Source organism: Planococcus plakortidis (assembly GCF_001687605.2).
In the GTDB taxonomy this organism is placed as follows: Bacteria; Bacillota; Bacilli; order Bacillales_A; family Planococcaceae; genus Planococcus; species Planococcus plakortidis.
In genome coordinates this window covers 845,498-863,635 of record NZ_CP016539.2, presented here as the reverse complement: position 1 = coordinate 863,635, position 18,138 = coordinate 845,498, and the positions used below count along the sequence as shown (strand labels likewise).

Genomic DNA, 18,138 nt, shown 5'->3' with positions numbered 1-18,138 from the left:
TCACCCAGGGAATACTGGAGTAACAGCCGGCAAACGGCGAAGCGGAGATAGAATGAAGCGGAGGATACAGCGATGAAAAAAGAAATCACAGTCGGCGCAGCCGAGCTGAAATGGGATCTGGAAACGGGGGAAGTGCTTTTCGATGGCGGCGATGTCGTCTTTTTCTGGACTTCTGCCATGGAAACCTTTTTCGACACAATCCGGGAAATCACCGGCACCGAGGCAACCGACCTCGTGCTGGAGACTACGGGGTTCAGGCAAGGAATCGTTGTTGGGGAAGGGTTCCGCGAACTGAAGAATATCGATGCCAGCAATGTCGTCGATTGGATCTCCAATACATATGCACCCGCGGGCTGGGGGAAAGTCGAAATTGTCGAGATGGATATTGAACAGTATACATTCACGATGCACATACAGGATGATTGGGAGTTCAAAATGAATCAATTAAACCATAAAGGCACGAAAGGCATTTTCGTCCCCTCCCATTACGCCGGCGTCTTGACCGGCTTATTCGGGCAAAACTTCTGGTACCGGACCATCCGCTACCAAAACGAAGAACACCCTTATAGCATCGTCGAATATTATCCATCAGAAGTCACCGTGCAGCAAAACATCCGGGAACTTTCAAGGCGGCAACAGGACAAGCAAATCCGACAACTCGAGGAAATGGTGGATGAAAAGACCAAAAAGCTCCAAAAACTGGTGCGCGAGCTCTCCTCTCCTGTCATCCCGGTGCTTGAAGGGATCATCGTCGTCCCGATGATCGGAAGCTACGACGAAGACCGGGCAGAAGATTTGATCGATAACACCTTGAATGAGTTGCCGAGGCATAAAGCAGAGTTCCTGCTTCTCGACTTGACGGGACTGAACCGGGAGATCTCTGAGCATACTGTCCAATTGATCGATAAATTGGCAGCAGCGGCGCGCTTGCTCGGCACTGAGACAATTCTTGTCGGCGTCTCGCCGGAACTCGCCATGATCATAACCCGTACGATGCAGGACCTGTCGAAATTCGAAACCTTACAGAGCCTGCAGCACGGCATCTATTATGCGCTTGGCCGCAGCGGCCGCTCCATCCATCCAAAAAACAAGTGATACGGGCTACCCCCGTATCACTTGTAAGAGTGTTGAAGAAGTCTATTGATCCATTACGAATGAGAATGGGATCGTTTTTTTTACATTCAAAAATACAATGATATGTCTAAGTATTTGGAGAAGCGTTCGCTCGACTCCTGTGGATCAGCGAGACGACCGAGACCCCGCAAGGAATGAATGAGCGAAGCTGTGCTGAGCGCATTCATTTGCGACGCATCTGCCACGCAGATGTGGGAGCACAAGGGTTTCGAAGCGACTGAGGAGGCTTGGGCGCGAGCCCACGGAAAGCGAGCGATAAGCTTCGGAAAATACAATTTCTCACCTTTCTCGACAGTCTGACAAGTGACACGGGCTACCCCCGTATCACTTGTTTTTTTCGTGCCCATCCCCAGAAGGCTGTTTCAGAAAACGGCCGCCCGTATTCATATAAATCAACGCCGCACCGGTGAATCCAAGGAATAAGGCCACGCCGATGTAGAACATCCAACTTTTTTCAAGCAACGCGCCAGCGAGCCAAAAAAGCATGCTGAATGCCAAAGCGATCAATAATTTCCCGATAAACCGGGCCATCGCCGGGCCGTCGTATTTCGCTTTTTCTTCTTTCGGCATCGTATTATAGCCCGCGATCAGAAATGTCCCTTTGCCTTGCAGCATATATAGCCCCAGGAGCACCAATAATAATACGCCCCCGCCGATGATCAATGCCCCCGACTTCATTTCACCCATTCCCTCACCCTCGCCCCTTGAAATCCTGTTTACTAGCTTGTCATTCGGCAAAGATGCGGAAATCCCTTTTAAAAACATGGAAAAATCCCGCACCCATCTTTCCCTGTGCAGGATTTTCCGAGAACCGCTCCCCACATCTTCCGTTAATGTGTCCAATTCTTGAATGAGAATACCATCCCGATGATGACAACAGCTATCCCGCCGAAAATGAGCATGGGCAATAGCCCAACGATATCGGTCATCTCAAGGGCACCTCCTTTTCTTCGATCATACGCCCTTTCGAAGAAAAACGCTACATAATTGTTTGATTTTTCAGTCATTATCAGTTGCGCTGTCAAGGGAATGAAATTAAGATGGCAATAAGGAACGATAGTAAGGCCATCAGCAAAAGGACACCGGCCGCCTATCTTCATATTCAATTTACTTGCTCATTAAGACAATATTATACCGGCTCATGCACGAGAAAAAAGCCGCCGGCAATACCGGCAGCTTCGTGTTTATAATTTATCGATGACCGCCCGGTAGAGGGGCGCCAATACTTTCCGCAAGGCTGTAACAGGCGGCACCGGGCTTCGCTGTTGCCATTGGATCCATTCGAGCGCCACCAGGCTCAGCACAAGCCAGATAGTGCCGGCGATATAGCCCGCCAAGACATCGCTCGGAAAATGCGCCCCCAGATAAATCCGGCTGATGCCGATCAGCACGATCAGCGCGCCAAGGCCAAAAACGGACGTCCATTGCAGCCATGGTTTCTGCCTCGTCCGGATAACTAGGTAAATGAGGAAACCGTAGAAGATGAGCGACCCCATCGAATGGCCGCTCGGGAAACTATAGCCGACCGCATCGATCGCTTCATTGATGCCCGGCCGCTCCCTGCTGAAGAAATGCTTCAATAAAAGAGTCAACAACGAGCCGCCACCGACTGCCACTAAATAGAACAAGACGCCCCATTTGTCGCGCATCCTGACACCGAGGATCCATAAAACGCCAAGCGACATCAAGACAAGAAACCACACCGACCCAAGCTCGGTGATGATGAACATGGCTGTATCCATTCCGCTGCTCCCGACCACTTCCAGCAACCGGATGGTGACCGCGTCGAATACGGCCAATTCCTGATCGAGCATTTCATCGGCCAGTTGCGCAAACAGGACTATGAACGACGCTGCCAGCCCAAGCCCGACCAGAAGCACAATAAAAGCAAATCCCGATAATTTCGTTTCTCTCTCCATCTAACCGCCCCTATACTTTTACTTACCGTCAGTTTACCCAACTTTGCCGCTAAGTATTCCACATCCTTACAGTTCCAGGATTCAAGGGCCCTTAATTAGGGAATAGCTCAAATAGATAGTAAATCACGCAAGAAAACGCCAAGCTCTTGCTGATCCCACTGGAAGGATGATCACTATGAAGTTACCGCTCCAGTTGCTGATGTTGGCTGCCGTCCTGCTCGCCTTCACTTCCTGTTCCGAGGCTTTATCCGAAAACCGCGGCCCCACGGCACCTGATTTTGTATTGCCTGACCTCAATGGCACCGTCCACCACCTCGACGATTACCGGGGCGAGAAAGTCTACCTTCTATTCTGGGCCTCCTGGTGCTCCATCTGCCTCTCGGGATTGAACGAAATGGAAGAGCTTATCGAAAGCGATGAAGATTTCATCGTCCTCACAATTGTCTCCCCTGGGACCTATGCCGAACGGAACCCCAAAGAATTCAAAGCCTGGTTCTCAACCATCGACCATGACGGCGATTTCATCGTCCTCCTAGATGAAGGCGGAAAAACCTTCAACCAATACCAACTGGAAGCTTACCCCAGTTCTATATGGATCGATACTGACGGCAAGATTATCGAACAACACACCGGCCACGTGACCAACTACGACATACTCGAATTGATGAACTCGATTCACTAGAAAGGCGGAATCCCTGATGAAAAAATATTTTCTGCCTGGGCTCTTGCTATTGCTGCTGGCGGGCTGTTCAAGCGAAGCCGTTACCGACTCGACCACCGTCTCTTCTGCAACGGAATCACGTTTCCCGGATAACCCGAACGAAGGGCTGGAATTTGATACGGAAAACCTGGAAGACATCTGGTTCGCGGGTGGCTGCTTCTGGGGCGTCGAAGCCTATATGGCCCGCATTTACGGTGTCTATGACGTGACGTCGGGCTATGCAGGCGGAACGATCGAAAACCCGACATACGAAGAAGTGCTGACAGGCGATACCGGCTATGCCGAGACCGTCCATTTGCGCTATGACCCCGAGCGTGTGTCGCTAGAGGAATTGCTCGACCGCTATTTCCTCATCATCGACCCGACACTCGTCGACCAGCAGGGCAATGACCGCGGCAACCAATACCGGACAGCCATTTTCTATGACGACCCTTCGGCTGTAAGCACAATCGAGAAGGAAATCACCGACGAGCAACAAAAATACGAGAAACCCATTGTCACAGAAGTCGAGCCGCTGACGAATTACTATCTCGCGGAGAATTACCATCAAGATTATTTGGAGAAAAATCCTGACGGTTATTGCCATGTTGACTTTACGAGCTTAGAAGATCAGGAAGTGCCGCAATTAGTCGATCCGGCTGATTACCCAAAACCGGACGAAGACAAAATTCGGGAAATGCTGACCGATGAGCAATACCGCGTCACCCAGGAAGCTGGGACAGAGAGCGCTTTCGATAATGAATACGACGGCTTTTACGAACCCGGCATCTATGTCGACATCGTCACAGGCGAACCGCTCTTTTCTTCCAAGGACAAATACGATTCAGGAACCGGCTGGCCAAGCTTTACGAAGCCGATCGATCCGGCAGTCGTGACCGAACACGACGACCTTTCCCTGTTCGGCATGCGGACCGAAATCAGGAGCCGCACGGGAGACAGCCATCTGGGGCATGTCTTTGAAGACGGGCCGGAAGAAGCTGGCGGTTTGCGCTATTGCATGAACAGTGCGGCATTGCGTTTTGTGCCGCTCGAAGAGATGGAAGCGCAAGGCTACGGATACCTGACGGACAAAGCACTTGAGTGAGCAAGATAAAAGCCGGAAACCCGTTTGAATGGGCTTCCGGCTTTTTCGGTTTTCATTTCAGGTTTAGAGGCTTTCGGCCCGCTTCACCGAGCGGCGTTCCAAAATGCCTTCGACGATCATGAAATTTTCATGGCATTTCGGGCGGTATCGGCCTTTGGCGATGCCTTCGATCGTCAAACTGCTGACGCCATATTTCATGCCTAAGTGTTCGGCGGGAAATCCTTCAATATGATAGAAATACAAGATGCTGTAGACGGCCTCATCGCTGAGCCTGTTCAGTTCGTGTGCTGTTGTCATAGCGTTCGACCTCCCCATCAGTATGCTGCCGGATGTGTTCCGCTTTATACTGCTGATAGCCTTTTATAAAGCGCTCATAGCGGGCTGCAAAAGCAGCGCTGATTTTCTTCATCTCGTTGCGGTTCCCCATATTGAACACTCCCCATCATAAATTTACCGCTCAGTAAGTTTCCACCAAATATTTTTCAATCCGGTTGAAGTCCCTGTAGCAATCTCTCCTCGCATGCCCTGACAGCAAATCATCCACAGAATCGGCGCTGATATGGAAGCGCTGTGCCAATTCTTTTGTTTCACAGCCTTTTACTTTCCACAAGTATAGAATCAGGTAAATGTCTTCATCACCCAGTTTGATCAGGTCACTCCGATTATCCATTTAAACTACCGCCTTCCACTTGATTTGGATTGTTTACGCCGGCTGCTCGAGACAGCCAATCGCCGAACTCAGCCTTGAAACGAATACTTTCGGTGATTCATGGGAACGGATCCGGACACAAAATCCATCGTCCCGGGGTTCAGCCGTCTGCAGGTAATCCGTCGGCAGTGGCATCGGGTGGGTGACCAGTGCCTCGATAAATACAGGCAGTTCTTCCCGAGTCAGCCAGAGCTCCACTTGATTGACCGCACGCCCCCCGCTATCGTATCCAAGAAAACGAATCGTTCCCCCAGTCCCGCCGCTGAACCCAGGGCGGCCCTTCATTGATGTTTCTGGTTCTTGCCAAGCGTTCCCCAACGGCTCGACAAGCCCTCCCCTTTCTTCCATAACCTTCTCTCCCTTTATTCCGTACTAAAAAAGCACCGGAACAGACTCCTCTATCCAGAGGAGAATATTTCCGGCGCTGCGCACAGCACTATAGTCTGTCACATTCAACCAAAGCTTAAGTTTCCAGCTGCACAGAACCGGCAATCCTGGTTCCCTGCCTTATCCGGAAGTAGCCATTCAATTTTATTGATGCCATCTTCCCATAAAGCGCTAATAAAGATGGCAATTGATATTTTGTATAATATAAAGTGATAGTATCAGCCTACAATATTTCACATTTCTTGTAAACCCTAAATTACTGAATATTTAAATTAATATTTTATTATCATCTTTCTGTTTATTATTGATAGGAAATGATTTCTTTTAGTCTAAGTGAATCAAAAAGCTTAATAATTCGCCAGGTTTGAAAAAACTGTGTTCCCTGCCCCACATGCACGGCAGAAAGCACAGCCATCAGATCAGCAAATTGAATAGCAGGGAATCGTTATTGATGTCCTTATACGGGAAGCCGTTTTGCGCCATGCGCTCAACGAGTGGCCCATAATCTGCCGGGTCTTTCAATTCGATCCCCACCAGGACCGGGCCGTGTTCCCGGTTATTTCGTTTGGTGTATTCGAAATGCGTAATGTCATCCTGTTCGCCGAGCACATCGCCCATGAACTTCCGGAGCGCTCCCGCACGCTGTGGGAACGTTACGATGAAATAATGCTTCAAGCCTTCATAAATCAAGGATTTCTCCTTGATTTCCTGCATACGCTCGATGTCGTTGTTGCCGCCGCTGACGACGCAGACGACATTTTTCCCGCGGATCTCCTCGCGGTAGAAATCGAGTGCCGCCACCGATAAGGCGCCCGCCGGTTCTGCGACGATGGCATTTTCGTTATACAGTTCAAGGATCGTCGTGCACACTTTGCCTTCCGGGACCGGAACGATGTCGTCGAGCACTTTTTGGCAAATCGCCATCGATAGATCGCCGACTTGCTTGACCGCTGCCCCGTCGACGAAGGTATCGATCGTATCGAGCCGCGTCACTTGGCCTTCCTTTAGGGAAGCTTTCATGCTCGCCGCGCCTTCGGGTTCGACGCCGATCAGCTTCGTCCCGGGAGAAATACCTTTTAAATACGTACCGACGCCAGAAGCCAATCCCCCGCCGCCGATCGCACAGAACATATAATCGACCGGTTCCTGCATATCGTTGAGCACTTCAACCGCGACCGTCCCTTGCCCTGCGATCACCGCTTCCGTATTGAACGGATGGACGAAAGTCTTGCCTTCTTCCGAACAGACTTCCATCGCCGCCGCAAAGGCATCGTCGAAGCTGTCGCCGGTCAAGATGACTTCGACGTACTCTCCGCCGAACCGTTTCACTTGTGAGACTTTCTGGCTCGGTGTCGTGAGCGGCATGAAAATCTTCCCTTCGATGCCGAGCGCCTGGCAGGAATAAGCGACGCCTTGTGCATGGTTTCCGGCACTCGCACAGACAACGCCATTGGACCGTTCGGACTCGCTCATGCTGCGGATGAAATTATAGGCGCCACGCAATTTGAAGGAACGCACCACTTGCTGGTCTTCGCGCTTCAAAAAGACATTACAGCCATAGCGTGCCGAAAGAATCTCGTTGCGCTGCAAGGGCGTCCGGATGATGACATCCTTCAGCGCCTGATTGGCGACCATAATATCGGCCACGGTCACCTCTTTAGCGACGACTTCCCTTTCCAGCTCTGTGATGTTTTTTGCCATCTGATTCACCCTCTTCATTTTGATTATTGAATTACTCTAACACATCAGAGGCCTTTGTTGTGTAAAAATTTAGACAATTAATTGACCATTTTGCCGGATTTTCGATTTTTCCCGAATGTATGCGGTTTCATTTTTCAAATGGGGTAAACTAGATAGAAATAGAAGGCTCGCGCAGTCAAAATGGTTTTTAAAAAGGAGATGATTTCTTGCAGAATGTCGATCATAAAATCGCTGTCATCACAGGCGGCAATAGCGGAATCGGATGGGAAGCTGCCAATATGCTCGCTGGCCGGGGCTTTTCGATCCTCCTGGCGGTCCGGGATTTGGTCAAAGGCGAAAACGCCAAACGGGAGATCCTCGATTACCACCCCGAAGCGACGGTCGCTGTCTTGAAGCTCGATTTGGCCGATCTCGCAAGCGTCCGCCATTTTGCGGACAGCTACAAAAAACATTTCCACTCCATCGACCTCTTGGTCAATAATGCCGGGATCATGATGCCGCCTTACGGAAAAACGAAAGATGGATTCGAATTGCAGTTCGGCAGCAATTACCTCGGCCATTTCGCGCTGACCGCCCACCTACTGCCCTTGCTCGCGAAAACTCCGGGCTCGCGCGTCATCACGCTCGGCAGCCTCGCGCATAACCGGGGCACGATCGATTTCGATAATCTTGACGGCTCGAAAGGCTACCGCCCGAAAAAGTTCTATAACCAAAGCAAGCTTGCCAATATGCTGTTTGCGATGGAACTCGACCGACGGCTGAAAAAGCACCACATCCAGACGATCAGCGTCGCCTGCCATCCCGGCGTTTCCGCCACCAATATCTTCAAGATCGGCAAATACGATGCACCGGTGTTGCTGAGGGATTTCGCCAACCGCTTTTTACAGCCCCCGGACATGGGCGCACTCGCCACGGTCCACGCCGCAACAGAACCGGATCTCGCAGGCGGCGAATACATCGGACCTGCCGGAAAAGGCCGCAGGAAAGGCTATCCCGCACTCGATACGCCCCACCCGACAGCTGTTGACGAAGCGCTTGCCCAGAAACTATGGGCCGTGTCCGAGCAATTGACGGGCGTCACCTTTGATTTTGAAGCGGCCCAGCGCGAAAGCCTGGCCGACCACCGCTGAGACATAGTGCGGATTGTTTCATTTTTGATGAAAAATCCGATTATTGGTACACTTAGCAGGGAACAGGATTAATGCAGTCAAAATTTCTTTATCCAAGGAGCTGAGACGATGAATTCAAAACAATTCGAGTTAGTGAAAAACGGCAAGGGCTTTATCGCTGCATTGGACCAAAGCGGCGGCAGTACGCCAAAAGCGCTAAAACTTTACGGCGTGAATGAAGATGCTTACTCCAATGAAGAGGAAATGTTCGACCTGATCCACGAAATGAGAACGCGCGTCATGACCGCGCCTGCATTTACGTCGGATTATGTACTCGGGGCCATCCTGTTTGAACAGACGATGGACCGCGAAGTCTATGGCAAATACACAAGCGATTATTTATGGGAAGCGAAAGGTGTCGTGCCATTCCTGAAAATCGATAAAGGCCTGGCTGACGAACAGAACGGCGTCCAGTTGATGAAGCCGAACCCGAATCTTGGCGAGCTGTTGAAGCGTGCGGTCGAACGCAATGTCTTCGGCACCAAAATGCGCTCGGTCATCAAAGAACCGAATGCAGAAGGCATCAAGCAAGTTGTCGACCAGCAATTTGAAGTGGCGAAAGAAGTCATCGCCGCAGGGCTCGTGCCAATCATCGAGCCGGAAGTCGACATCAACAGTGCAGACAAAGAGCGCATCGAGGCCATGCTGAACGACGAAATCCTCAGCCACCTCGATAAACTCAGCGACGATGAGTACGTCATGTTGAAATTGACGATCCCGACGCTGGCGAATTTCTATAAGGAATTGATCGACCACCCTCGCGTCGTGCGCGTCGTGGCATTGTCGGGCGGCTATCCGCGCGAAGAAGCGAACCAGAAGCTTTCGGAAAACAAAGGCTTGATCGCCAGCTTCTCACGCGCCTTGTCAGAAGGCTTGAGTGCTGGCCAGACGGATGAAGAGTTCAATACGACGCTCGAGAAGTCCATCAAAGACATCTACGAAGCATCCATTACATGATATAAAAAAAGCGCTCCCTTTGCGGTGCGCTTTTTTTCTGTATCGGTTGAAATAAAAAATAAAACTTCAACAGATTGTATTGGAAATGTAAAGGATGAAGATTGCGCTTCAAGGGGACGCTTTCTGAGGGGGCCGGCTTCAGCCGCTTCCCTCGCTAACGCTCAGTCCAGGGTCTTCAGCTCGTCCTGATCCCTCCAGAGTCGCCCCTTTCCGCTCCATCTCTAGTTTTAGAGAGGAAATGAAATTCATCACACATTGAAGTAAGCGTGAATTATTATAATCATCTTCATAAATTCGAATTGAACAGCACACGAAATTTCTCTGTAATTATCAAGTCCAGCTAAGCGTCGCCACCAGCGGATGAAGACACCTAACAGTGACATTTCTTTGCATATAATATCCAATGAAATCTTAAAGCCGAACCGCGCACAAGGGCGAGCCGACGCAATGAGACAAGTGTTCTTCTTGGCTTATGGTAAGAGGCCAGCCCAAAGCGGGAGGCGGCTGCTTGGTGATGAAATCATTAATGAACCATCCATCTCGCTCACTTGTTTCATTTGCGAACACCCCACTAAAAAGGAGGAATTATATGTTCTATTTCCTGGTTCCGATTGCTATTGTGGTGGGACTTGGCTTTATCGTCGACCGCCGGCGCAGAGCTTCTGCCTATTATGACAAGCCGACGCATCTCGACGCCAAGCCTGGCGACAGCTCGAATTACACGATGGGCGACAACCGCTATACGAGCGGTGGCGAATAAGCGCGAAACGCAAAAGCCGCAGCACCCCGAATCGGATGCTGCGGCTTTGTGCTATGGACGATAATTGAGCGTGATGCCTTTAAGTAAATTGCGCATGAGCTGGTCGCCCAGCTCCTTGTAGTTTTTATGGCCCTCTTTCCGGAGAAAGGCACCGAGTTCGCCTTTAGAGACGTTGATTCCGGCCAGTTTCCACAAGTCGAGCAAGTCTTCGCTCGTCAATTCCAAGGCGATGCGCAGTTTTTTCAACACCAGGTTATTGACGTGCTCGCCGCTTACTTCGGGCGGGCCGGAGTCGCCGGGTTTCGGGCCCCGGTTAAAGGTGATGAGCCCGTTCAAGAAGCGCTCCAATTGGTCGTTCGTTAAAGGGATATTGTCCTCAGCCCCTTCATCGTCGGGTTCCGGCGTTTTTGTTAAAATCAACGGCACATCGACCGCATCCACTTTTTCGCCACCGAGTGCGAAAATTTCCTTGACATCGCTATTTTTCAAGTCCAGCGCATAACGCAGCCGGATCAGAATATCGTTATTGTCCATATGAAAAATCCTCCTGCCATGTTCTATTCGAATCCTGTTCCATCATAACACAGAGAAATGGCGCCCCGGAGCATCAGGGCGCCATTTTTCAGCGTTCGATAAACGTATGGCGGAACCATGTATATTCGCTGATATGCAGTTCGCGCAATTGGTATTTCAGAATCTTGCCTGAAGCATTGCGCGGCAATTCATCTGCAAACCGGAATTTTTTCGGCGCTTTATGCTGGGGCAAATGCTCGAGCAAGTATTCGGAAAGCGCTGCTTCGTCGATCGGCGCACCGTCTTTCGGGACGATGACGACACCGACGATTTCGCCCCATTCTTCTTCCGGAATGCCGACGGTCGCCGCTTCCTGGACTTGCGGATGGCGATTCAACACTTGTTCGATTTCGATCGAATAAATATTATTCCCTGCAGAAATGATGCGGTCGGATTTGCGGTCGACCAGTGTAATATAGCCGTCTTCATCGATCGTCGCAAGATCGCCCGTCAACAACCAGCCGTCGCGGAACGCTTCCTCGGTTTCTTCCGGCATATTGTAATACGATTTCATGATCGTCTCGCCGCGCATTATGAATTCGCCGACTTGGCCCGGCTTAACGTCGTTCATTTCCTCATCGACCACACGAACGTGTGTCATATACATCGACTTGCCGCCAGCTCCCTCTTTATGGGCGTGCTCGCTTGGCAGCAAATAGACGCCACCTGGGCCGCCTTCTGTAAGAAAGCAGAGATTATAGAATTGCCCATGCCCGAAAAATTTCATTGCCCGCGCGACCAGGCCATTCGGCATCGGATCGGTCCCGTACATGCATTTCTGGACCGTGCCCAGGTCGTATGCGTTATCAGGCGCCTCCATCAATGCATGGTACATATCCGGAAGCCCGAAAAATACCGTACAGCCATCCCGTTGGATAGCCTCCAACACTTCCCTGGCCGCGAATTCACGCAGAATGGTGTGCGGGACACCGAGCATGACCCCCGTCACGAGAAATAAATTGAGCTGGGAAGGATGGAAAAACGGCGCAGCATGAAGCAAGCGGTCATCATGATTGACGCCTGTCCCGAGAATGAACGAAGTGCTGACATTGACGATGCGCTGGTGGTCGAAAAGCGCTCCCTTAGGCGGGCCGGTCGTTCCCGATGTATAAAGGATTTCCGCATCGTCTTCCGGTAAAATTTCGACGTTTGGCTCCGAGCGGTCATCGTCCAGTACCTCGCCCCAACTGAGATGTGCCTCTTGTTGTGCTTTCGGATAGACGATCACCTGGTGCAGCAGGTCGTCCAATTCCTTCGCTTCCGCAACCAAGTTTTCGAATTCTTGATCGCAAAACACATAGGCTGCATCCGACTGGGCGAATAGATAACCCGCTTCCTCGGCACTCAGCCTGTAATTGACCGGGACCACAACGCCGCCTGCTTTCAATGCGGCAAAAAACGCAATCACATAAGCATCCGAGTTCTTCATGAACAACGCCACTTTATCGCCTTTCGAAACCCCTTCACGCACCAAGCCATTCGCCAAGCGATTCACTTCGGCGTTCAATTCCTCATACGTATAGGATGTCCCTTCAAAATTCAATGCGGGTAAATCGGGCTGGCGCGTCGCATTCATGGTCAGCGATGTTGTAATGTTCATTTTCCATTCCTCCTTTGATTGCTCATGAATCTCCCTTTCTGCCTGAGCCTTAGTTATTTAATGTTATAATATTCTGAAAATATAGTCAATGTACCAATAATTGGAACTAAAAAAAGACCCCTTCCAGGGCTTTTGCCGTGCGCCTCAATTCATGAACAAATAAATGATGTATAAAGGAATCAAGCCGATCGCCATATATTTGGCGACAGTGAAAGTGCTCATTCCCAGGCATTTCGCCTTTGCCGTTAGTGCCTCACGGAAATCATTGAATAATCCGGGCATTAGAACGCCCCCCTTCAGGGTATAGTGCTAGTATAGGATAGCAAGAAGGCCCACGAACAGTGAAATGCTCTCATTTGTGTAACTTTTCATGGCCTCTTGCGGTCTACTCCATAGACAAAGAAGGGGGCGAACCCGATGAGGCAAAAGGCCGCACTCAGTTGGCTAATGGCATTATTCGCCGCTATGGTGCTCGCGGCATGCGGCACCGAAAGCGATAATCAACCGGAAGATCCGGCTCCAGGGGGTGAGATCATCGAAGGCGAAGTGACATCGACCATAGAAGAAACCGGCAATGGAACGTATCGCTATACGGTCAAAAACGATACGCAAGAAGCGGTAACATTCAACTTCACGAGCGGGCAGCGCTATGATTTCACATTGACCGACGAACAAGGCAATGAAGTGTTCCGCATGTCATCCGTCAGCATGTATACCCAGGCGCTCGGCGAGGAAATCCTGCGCCAGGGCGAAGAGCTCCAATACGAAATCCAAGTGTCGGAAGCCAATCTCGAACCTGGCACCTACACGTTGGAAGTATGGTTGACACCGACAGAAGGCACGACTTATCCGGCAAAAATCGAGCATACAATCGAATAGAAAAAACCGAACCGTTCAATGCGGTTCGGTTTTTTCGTCCAGTCAGCAGTCAGCCTCCTGCAGTTGCCGAGACTTTTTCAGCCAATAGCTCAAGTAGTAAGTCCAACTCCGGTACCGCTTGTTTTGGCACAATCAGCGCAGACATCGCGCTATTGTACAAATACAAATTGTCCGCATCTTCCCCATATTTTTCGATTCCTGACCAGTGCACCTGGGCTTCCCCGTTTTTCGTCACTTCCCGGATCCCTTGTGAATCGATTAACAGCTTATGGACGCCGAGCAATCCTTCATTTTTTCCTTCTCTGATCATTTTCCGGCTTATGCGCTTAATATTCCAATAGAAATAAGGCGGAAAAAAAACAATCCACAAAATCGCGAACATGACAAAAGGAATCATCAGTCCCCAGATCGACCAATCGAAAATCGGTCCCATCACGAACGGCATCATCAAATAAACAATTGGAACGACAAAGCGTTGAATTGCCAATGAGCGTTTGACCGCTTGCGAATGTTTCGAGTGATAGAGATTAAACGCTACATATTGCTGTTCTTTCAACTCATAAGAAAACTCCTGCATGACACAGCTCCTTTGAGCAAGATGAATTCATCATTGCCATTTTCTTCTATTATACGATGGTTCAGTGCAGAATATATTATATTTTTTTGATACGCTAATAACCTGTAAATGCATTTATTCGAAAGGAGCTTTCTGTTGGAACTCACACCGATATCCGATCACCTGAAGGACCATCTCGACATCCTGTTCGTCGGATTCAACCCGAGCATCCGCTCAAGCGAAACCGGCTACCATTACGCCAACCCGAACAATCGTTTCTGGAAAATCCTATTTGAATCCGGATTGACGCCCAGAAAATATGCCCCCGAGGAAAACCATGATTTGCTCGAACTCGGCTACGGCTTGACCAATATCGTCCCCGCCCCACCAAAGCGGCAGCAGATATCACAAAGCAAGAATACAAAGAAGGCGCCGAACAATTAAAACGTAAAATTGAACGCTACCGGCCAAAAGCCGTCTGTTTTGTCGGCAAAGGCGTTTACCTCCAGTTCAGCGGCAAGAAATCGACGCATTGGGGCAAACAGCCGGATCCGGTCATTCCCGGAGTCATCGACTTTGTTGCCCCTTCCTCAAGCGGCCTCGTGCGCATGAAACAGGCTGAAATCGTCGAGATTTACGAAGGCTTGCGCCAGTTGATTGAGGAGGGGCTTTGAATCTTCCGCTTCCGCCTCTCCACCCTTATTGATTATCCAGCACGCATAGCGGGTAAACAGAGAAATGAAGCAATTAGCATAAGGAGGAGATTTCATTGGCAAAAACAGCAATCGTCACAGGTGGCGGAAGCGGGCTCGGGCAATCGACAGCGCTGCGCCTGGCACAGGAAGGCATCAATATCGCGGTCGTCGACATCAGCGAAAAAGGCGGCAATGACACTGTCCAAAAAGTGAAGGATCTCGGGCCGGATGCTATCTTCATCAAAGCGGACGTCTCCCAGGCAGAAGAAGTCAAAAACTACGTCGATAAAACGGTCGAGCATTTCGGCTCAATCGATTATTTCTTCAATAACGCAGGCATTTCAGGAAGCGGCAAATACTTCCTCGAAACCGACATAAAAGAAATCGAACAGATCGTCGGCATCAATTTGCTCGGCGCTTTATACGGCCTCCGCTACGTAGCGGAAGTGATGGTGAAAAACGGCGGTGGTTCGATCGTCAACACCGCATCAAGCGCCGGCGTCATCGGCCAGGATACGGTCGTTACCTATTCAGCGACGAAGCACGGCATCGTCGGCATGACGAAATCGCTCGTCGCCGAATACGCGAAAGACGGTTTGCGCGTCAATGCCGTCGCACCGGGCCCAACCGAAACACCGATGGTCAAAGCGTATTTCGACGCCAACCCGGAAATGAAGAAAAACGCTGAAACGGGCATCCCGCAAAAGCGCCTCGGCACAGCAGACGAAGTCGCGGAACTCGTGGCATTCCTGCTTACGTCGAAAGCACAATATATCAATGGTGATGTCATCCGCATCGACGGCGGGTTCACCAGCACGAAGTAATAGAAAAAGGTTCCAGGGACGCGTTCCCTGGAACCTTTTTTATGCGCCGATTCCTGCCCCGCCGCATACTTTCAATACTTCGCCTGTTACGTATCCCGCAGCGGGTGATGCCAAATAGGCGACCGCTTCCCCGATATCTTCCGGCTGCCCCGGGCGCTTGATCGATTGCAGTTCAAGCGGATAATTGACGCCTTTCGTGATGGCGGTCTCCACCGGCCCTGGCGCGACGCTATTGACCGTGATGCCGAACTCGCCCACTTCTTTCGCGACCCATTTCGTGAAGGCGATGATGCCGCCTTTTGACGCCGCATAGGCAGGGCCCGAGCGCCCTTGCCGTTCGCCGTCTTCGCCGTAGGAAACCGCCCCGCCCATCATGCCCGAAATCGAGCTGATGTTGATGATGCGCCCGCTTCCCTGATTGACCATATGCGGATAGATCGCTGCTTGCGTGAACAAGAACGTGCCACGCAAATTCGTGTCGATATCACGGCTCCAATCATCGTCCGTCATATCTTTCAAGCTCAGGCGCGACACGGTGCCGGCGTTATTGACGACGATGTCGATCCCGCCGAATTCCTCCACCGTTTCGTGAATCGCCTGTTCGACTTGCGCCCGGTCACGGACGTCGACTTGCAGCGCCAACACGCGGATGCCGGGAAATTCCGATTCGAGCTGCTGTTTTGCTTCATCGCAATCCAGAATATCGGTCAAAACAATGGAGGCTCCACGTTTCGCGAGTGCTTTCGCGCAGGCAAAGCCGATGCCGCGCGCGCTGCCGGTAATGAGCGCCACTTGATTGGTTAATGTGTCTTCCATATAGCCGTCTTCCTTTCTATTCATCCAGTTTCTTCAATTCGATCTCTTTCAATTTATGCTTTTGGATTTTGCCGACGGACGTACGCGGGAAATCTTCGACAAACTCAATGGCTGATGGCACTTTGAACTTTGCCAGCTGGCCTTTGCAGTAGTCGATCACTTCTTGCTCCGTTGCCGTTTGCCCCTGCTTCAGGATAACGAATGCTTTCAGGGCTTCATCATGCATCGCATCCGGGATCCCGATGACAATCGCTTCATAGACAGCCGGGTGCTCCATGATGACATTTTCCACTTCACTCGCCGCAACATTTTCGCCGGCACGTTTGATCATGTCTTTTTGGCGGTCGACGAAATAATAGAACCCGTCCTCCGATTTACGCGCCTTGTCCCCTGTATGGAGCCAGCCATTCTGCAATGTTCGGCTGGTTGCTTCCGGATTGTTGAAATAGCCTTTCATGATCGTCTTGCCAGGGATGCCTTCGAGCAAAATTTCGCCCGGCTCCCCGTCCGGCACTTCGTTGCCCTCTTCATCGATCAGCTTAATTCGCGAACCTGCAATCGGCTTGCCGATGCCCGTATTGTCTTTAGCTCCTTGCAATGGATTCATCAAAGGCGGCGCAATCGTTTCCGTCATGCCGTAAATCTGGTAAAGCGAAGTGTTATACCGTTCTTCAAACGCCTTCAGTTCCGCTGCTGTAACGGACTGGGCGAAGATGACGGCCCGCAGTTTATTGTTGCGTTCTGCTTCATCGTAGGGCTGTGCGAGGATCATGCGGATCGGTGCCGCAAACAGCGAACCGAGTGTGGCCCCTAACCGTTGTACTTGGCGGCCGTAGCGGCTTGCACTGAAGCGCTCAGTGATGGCGACGCTGCCACCCGCTACTAAGCTCGGCATGATCATGTAATATTGGCCGTTCCCGTGGAACAGCGGCAGGACGACAAGCGCCCGGTCCTGTTCCGTAAAGCCGATATGTTCCGCCACAGCCTGCCCAGTGTAGATGTAATTGGCATGGGTGATGAGGCAGCCTTTCGGTTTCGATGTTGTCCCGGATGTGTACAGGATCGCTGCCACGTCTTCCGGCTGGAGTTCCACTTCCGGCGTTTTGCCCGAGAACGCTCCAATCATTTTGTTAACGCTTTCAAATTCTCCATCTTCATCCGTACGCGCGAGGATAATCTGCCGCAGCTTCGGGAGATTCCCTTGGATGGATTTGAACTTCTCGATGTATTCCGATTCCGTGATGAGCATGACCGATTCCGAATGGCCGATTAAATAATCCATTTCCGCACCGGTCGACAAGATATTGGTCGGCACCATGATGGCCCCGAGCTTTGCGATCGCGAACCAGCACACGACGAATTCCGCGGAATTCGGCAGATGGAGTGTTACTTTGTCGCCTTTACGTATGCCGCGTTCGTATAGCGCGCCGCTGAATTTTTCCACACGCTCCAAAAATTCCCCATAGCTGTATTCCGTCACTTGCTCTTTATTGTCTTCGAAAACCAGGAACGGCTGCTCGCTGCGTTTTTCGCATTGGGCGTTTAAGAGATCGATCAATGTCAGTTCCGCTGTCAAAATCATCAACATCCTCTCTCATCTTGTCAATTCCATAGACCGCAGTCTATAATCTATAGACTATAGTCTATTCAATTC

At 50.8% G+C, this 18,138-nt stretch carries 21 protein-coding genes and 1 pseudogene; 9 read left to right on the top strand and 13 right to left on the bottom strand.

What is annotated here, in order from left to right; genetic code table 11:
• Positions 1 to 72 precede the first annotated feature (72 nt).
• Entirely contained in the window at positions 73 to 1,095 is a 1,023-nt protein-coding gene (locus BBI15_RS04430) for an STAS domain-containing protein (protein ID WP_068872486.1), read from the top strand.
• A 363-nt stretch (positions 1,096 to 1,458) separates the two neighbouring features.
• On the opposite strand, the gene BBI15_RS04425 is transcribed toward BBI15_RS04430, so the two are convergent.
• Together BBI15_RS04425 and BBI15_RS04420 are read right to left on the bottom strand one after the other, a co-directional pair.
• Positions 1,459 to 1,821: a DUF3784 domain-containing protein gene (locus tag BBI15_RS04425; protein ID WP_068872485.1), complete on the bottom strand. Its 363-nt coding sequence runs from the start codon at positions 1,819 to 1,821 to the stop codon at positions 1,459 to 1,461.
• 497 nt (positions 1,822 to 2,318) lie between these two features.
• The gene (locus tag BBI15_RS04420; RefSeq protein ID WP_068872484.1) at positions 2,319 to 3,053 is read right to left on the bottom strand and encodes a phosphatase PAP2 family protein; all 735 of its coding nucleotides are present in this window, start codon (positions 3,051 to 3,053) and stop codon (positions 2,319 to 2,321) included.
• 175 nt (positions 3,054 to 3,228) lie between these two features.
• Between BBI15_RS04420 and BBI15_RS04415 the strand changes: the two genes are divergently transcribed.
• On the top strand, positions 3,229 to 3,735 hold the full coding sequence (locus tag BBI15_RS04415) for a TlpA family protein disulfide reductase (RefSeq protein WP_068872483.1): 507 nt from the start codon (positions 3,229 to 3,231) through the stop codon (positions 3,733 to 3,735).
• Positions 3,736 to 3,751: 16 nt separating this feature from the next.
• A complete protein-coding gene (gene msrB / locus BBI15_RS04410) occupies positions 3,752 to 4,858 on the top strand; it encodes a peptide-methionine (R)-S-oxide reductase MsrB (RefSeq protein ID WP_068872482.1) in 1,107 nt (368 codons plus the stop codon).
• A 63-nt stretch (positions 4,859 to 4,921) separates the two neighbouring features.
• On the opposite strand, the gene BBI15_RS04405 is transcribed toward msrB, so the two are convergent.
• The 5 genes from BBI15_RS04405 to ilvA all read right to left on the bottom strand — a co-directional run bounded on the left by BBI15_RS04405 (position 4,922) and on the right by ilvA (position 7,655).
• Positions 4,922 to 5,155, bottom strand: a complete 234-nt coding sequence (locus tag BBI15_RS04405; RefSeq protein WP_068872481.1) for a hypothetical protein — start codon at positions 5,153 to 5,155, stop codon at positions 4,922 to 4,924.
• Positions 5,118 to 5,285: a hypothetical protein gene (locus tag BBI15_RS16390; RefSeq protein WP_157101624.1), complete on the bottom strand. Its 168-nt coding sequence runs from the start codon at positions 5,283 to 5,285 to the stop codon at positions 5,118 to 5,120. Before BBI15_RS16390 ends, BBI15_RS04405 begins: the two co-directional genes overlap by 38 nt.
• 30 nt (positions 5,286 to 5,315) lie before the next feature.
• Entirely contained in the window at positions 5,316 to 5,528 is a 213-nt protein-coding gene (locus tag BBI15_RS04400) for a hypothetical protein (RefSeq protein ID WP_068872480.1), read from the bottom strand.
• Positions 5,529 to 5,561: 33 nt separating this feature from the next.
• The gene (locus BBI15_RS04395; RefSeq protein WP_068872479.1) at positions 5,562 to 5,915 is read right to left on the bottom strand and encodes a hypothetical protein; all 354 of its coding nucleotides are present in this window, start codon (positions 5,913 to 5,915) and stop codon (positions 5,562 to 5,564) included.
• A gap of 453 nt (positions 5,916 to 6,368) precedes the next feature.
• Entirely contained in the window at positions 6,369 to 7,655 is a 1,287-nt protein-coding gene (gene ilvA, locus BBI15_RS04390) for a threonine ammonia-lyase IlvA (RefSeq protein ID WP_068872478.1), read from the bottom strand.
• A gap of 206 nt (positions 7,656 to 7,861) precedes the next feature.
• On the opposite strand from ilvA, the gene BBI15_RS04385 reads away from it, so the two are divergent.
• The 3 genes from BBI15_RS04385 (at position 7,862) to BBI15_RS16520 (ending at position 10,541) form a co-directional block, all read left to right on the top strand.
• Complete coding sequence (locus tag BBI15_RS04385; RefSeq protein ID WP_068872477.1) at positions 7,862 to 8,785, top strand: oxidoreductase; 924 nt, start codon at positions 7,862 to 7,864, stop codon at positions 8,783 to 8,785.
• 108 nt (positions 8,786 to 8,893) lie between these two features.
• Entirely contained in the window at positions 8,894 to 9,781 is an 888-nt protein-coding gene (locus BBI15_RS04380) for a fructose bisphosphate aldolase (protein WP_068872476.1), read from the top strand.
• Between the two features lie 589 nt (positions 9,782 to 10,370).
• A complete protein-coding gene (locus BBI15_RS16520) occupies positions 10,371 to 10,541 on the top strand; it encodes a hypothetical protein (RefSeq protein ID WP_167358026.1) in 171 nt (56 codons plus the stop codon).
• Between the two features lie 51 nt (positions 10,542 to 10,592).
• Here the strand turns inward: BBI15_RS16520 and BBI15_RS04375 are convergent, their stop codons facing one another.
• The 3 genes from BBI15_RS04375 to BBI15_RS16515 all read right to left on the bottom strand — a co-directional run bounded on the left by BBI15_RS04375 (position 10,593) and on the right by BBI15_RS16515 (position 12,996).
• Complete coding sequence (locus BBI15_RS04375; RefSeq protein ID WP_068872475.1) at positions 10,593 to 11,075, bottom strand: YehS family protein; 483 nt, start codon at positions 11,073 to 11,075, stop codon at positions 10,593 to 10,595.
• Positions 11,076 to 11,163: 88 nt separating this feature from the next.
• Complete coding sequence (locus BBI15_RS04370; RefSeq protein ID WP_068872474.1) at positions 11,164 to 12,714, bottom strand: class I adenylate-forming enzyme family protein; 1,551 nt, start codon at positions 12,712 to 12,714, stop codon at positions 11,164 to 11,166.
• A 144-nt stretch (positions 12,715 to 12,858) separates the two neighbouring features.
• On the bottom strand, positions 12,859 to 12,996 hold the full coding sequence (locus tag BBI15_RS16515) for a hypothetical protein (protein ID WP_167358025.1): 138 nt from the start codon (positions 12,994 to 12,996) through the stop codon (positions 12,859 to 12,861).
• Positions 12,997 to 13,131: 135 nt separating this feature from the next.
• Here BBI15_RS16515 and BBI15_RS04365 point away from each other — a divergent pair, with 135 nt between their 5' ends.
• Positions 13,132 to 13,593 carry a BsuPI-related putative proteinase inhibitor gene (locus BBI15_RS04365; RefSeq protein WP_068872473.1) on the top strand — a complete coding sequence of 154 codons (462 nt, stop codon included), beginning with the start codon at positions 13,132 to 13,134 and terminating at the stop codon, positions 13,591 to 13,593.
• A gap of 49 nt (positions 13,594 to 13,642) precedes the next feature.
• Here BBI15_RS04365 and BBI15_RS04360 read toward each other — a convergent pair whose 3' ends face one another.
• Positions 13,643 to 14,170: a YcxB family protein gene (locus tag BBI15_RS04360; protein ID WP_068872472.1), complete on the bottom strand. Its 528-nt coding sequence runs from the start codon at positions 14,168 to 14,170 to the stop codon at positions 13,643 to 13,645.
• A 108-nt stretch (positions 14,171 to 14,278) separates the two neighbouring features.
• Here BBI15_RS04360 and mug point away from each other — a divergent pair.
• Both mug and BBI15_RS04350 read left to right on the top strand, forming a co-directional pair.
• Positions 14,279 to 14,823, top strand: a pseudogene (gene mug, locus BBI15_RS04355) (G/U mismatch-specific DNA glycosylase).
• 95 nt (positions 14,824 to 14,918) lie between these two features.
• Positions 14,919 to 15,668 (top strand): SDR family NAD(P)-dependent oxidoreductase, encoded by a 750-nt coding sequence (locus BBI15_RS04350; protein WP_068872471.1) that lies wholly within the window; start codon positions 14,919 to 14,921, stop codon positions 15,666 to 15,668.
• Between the two features lie 39 nt (positions 15,669 to 15,707).
• Here the strand turns inward: BBI15_RS04350 and BBI15_RS04345 are convergent, their stop codons facing one another.
• Positions 15,708 to 16,484 carry an SDR family NAD(P)-dependent oxidoreductase gene (locus tag BBI15_RS04345; protein WP_068872470.1) on the bottom strand — a complete coding sequence of 259 codons (777 nt, stop codon included), beginning with the start codon at positions 16,482 to 16,484 and terminating at the stop codon, positions 15,708 to 15,710.
• Positions 16,485 to 16,500: 16 nt separating this feature from the next.
• Positions 16,501 to 18,072 (bottom strand): class I adenylate-forming enzyme family protein, encoded by a 1,572-nt coding sequence (locus BBI15_RS04340; protein WP_237150909.1) that lies wholly within the window; start codon positions 18,070 to 18,072, stop codon positions 16,501 to 16,503.
• Between the last annotated feature and the right edge of the window lie 66 nt (positions 18,073 to 18,138).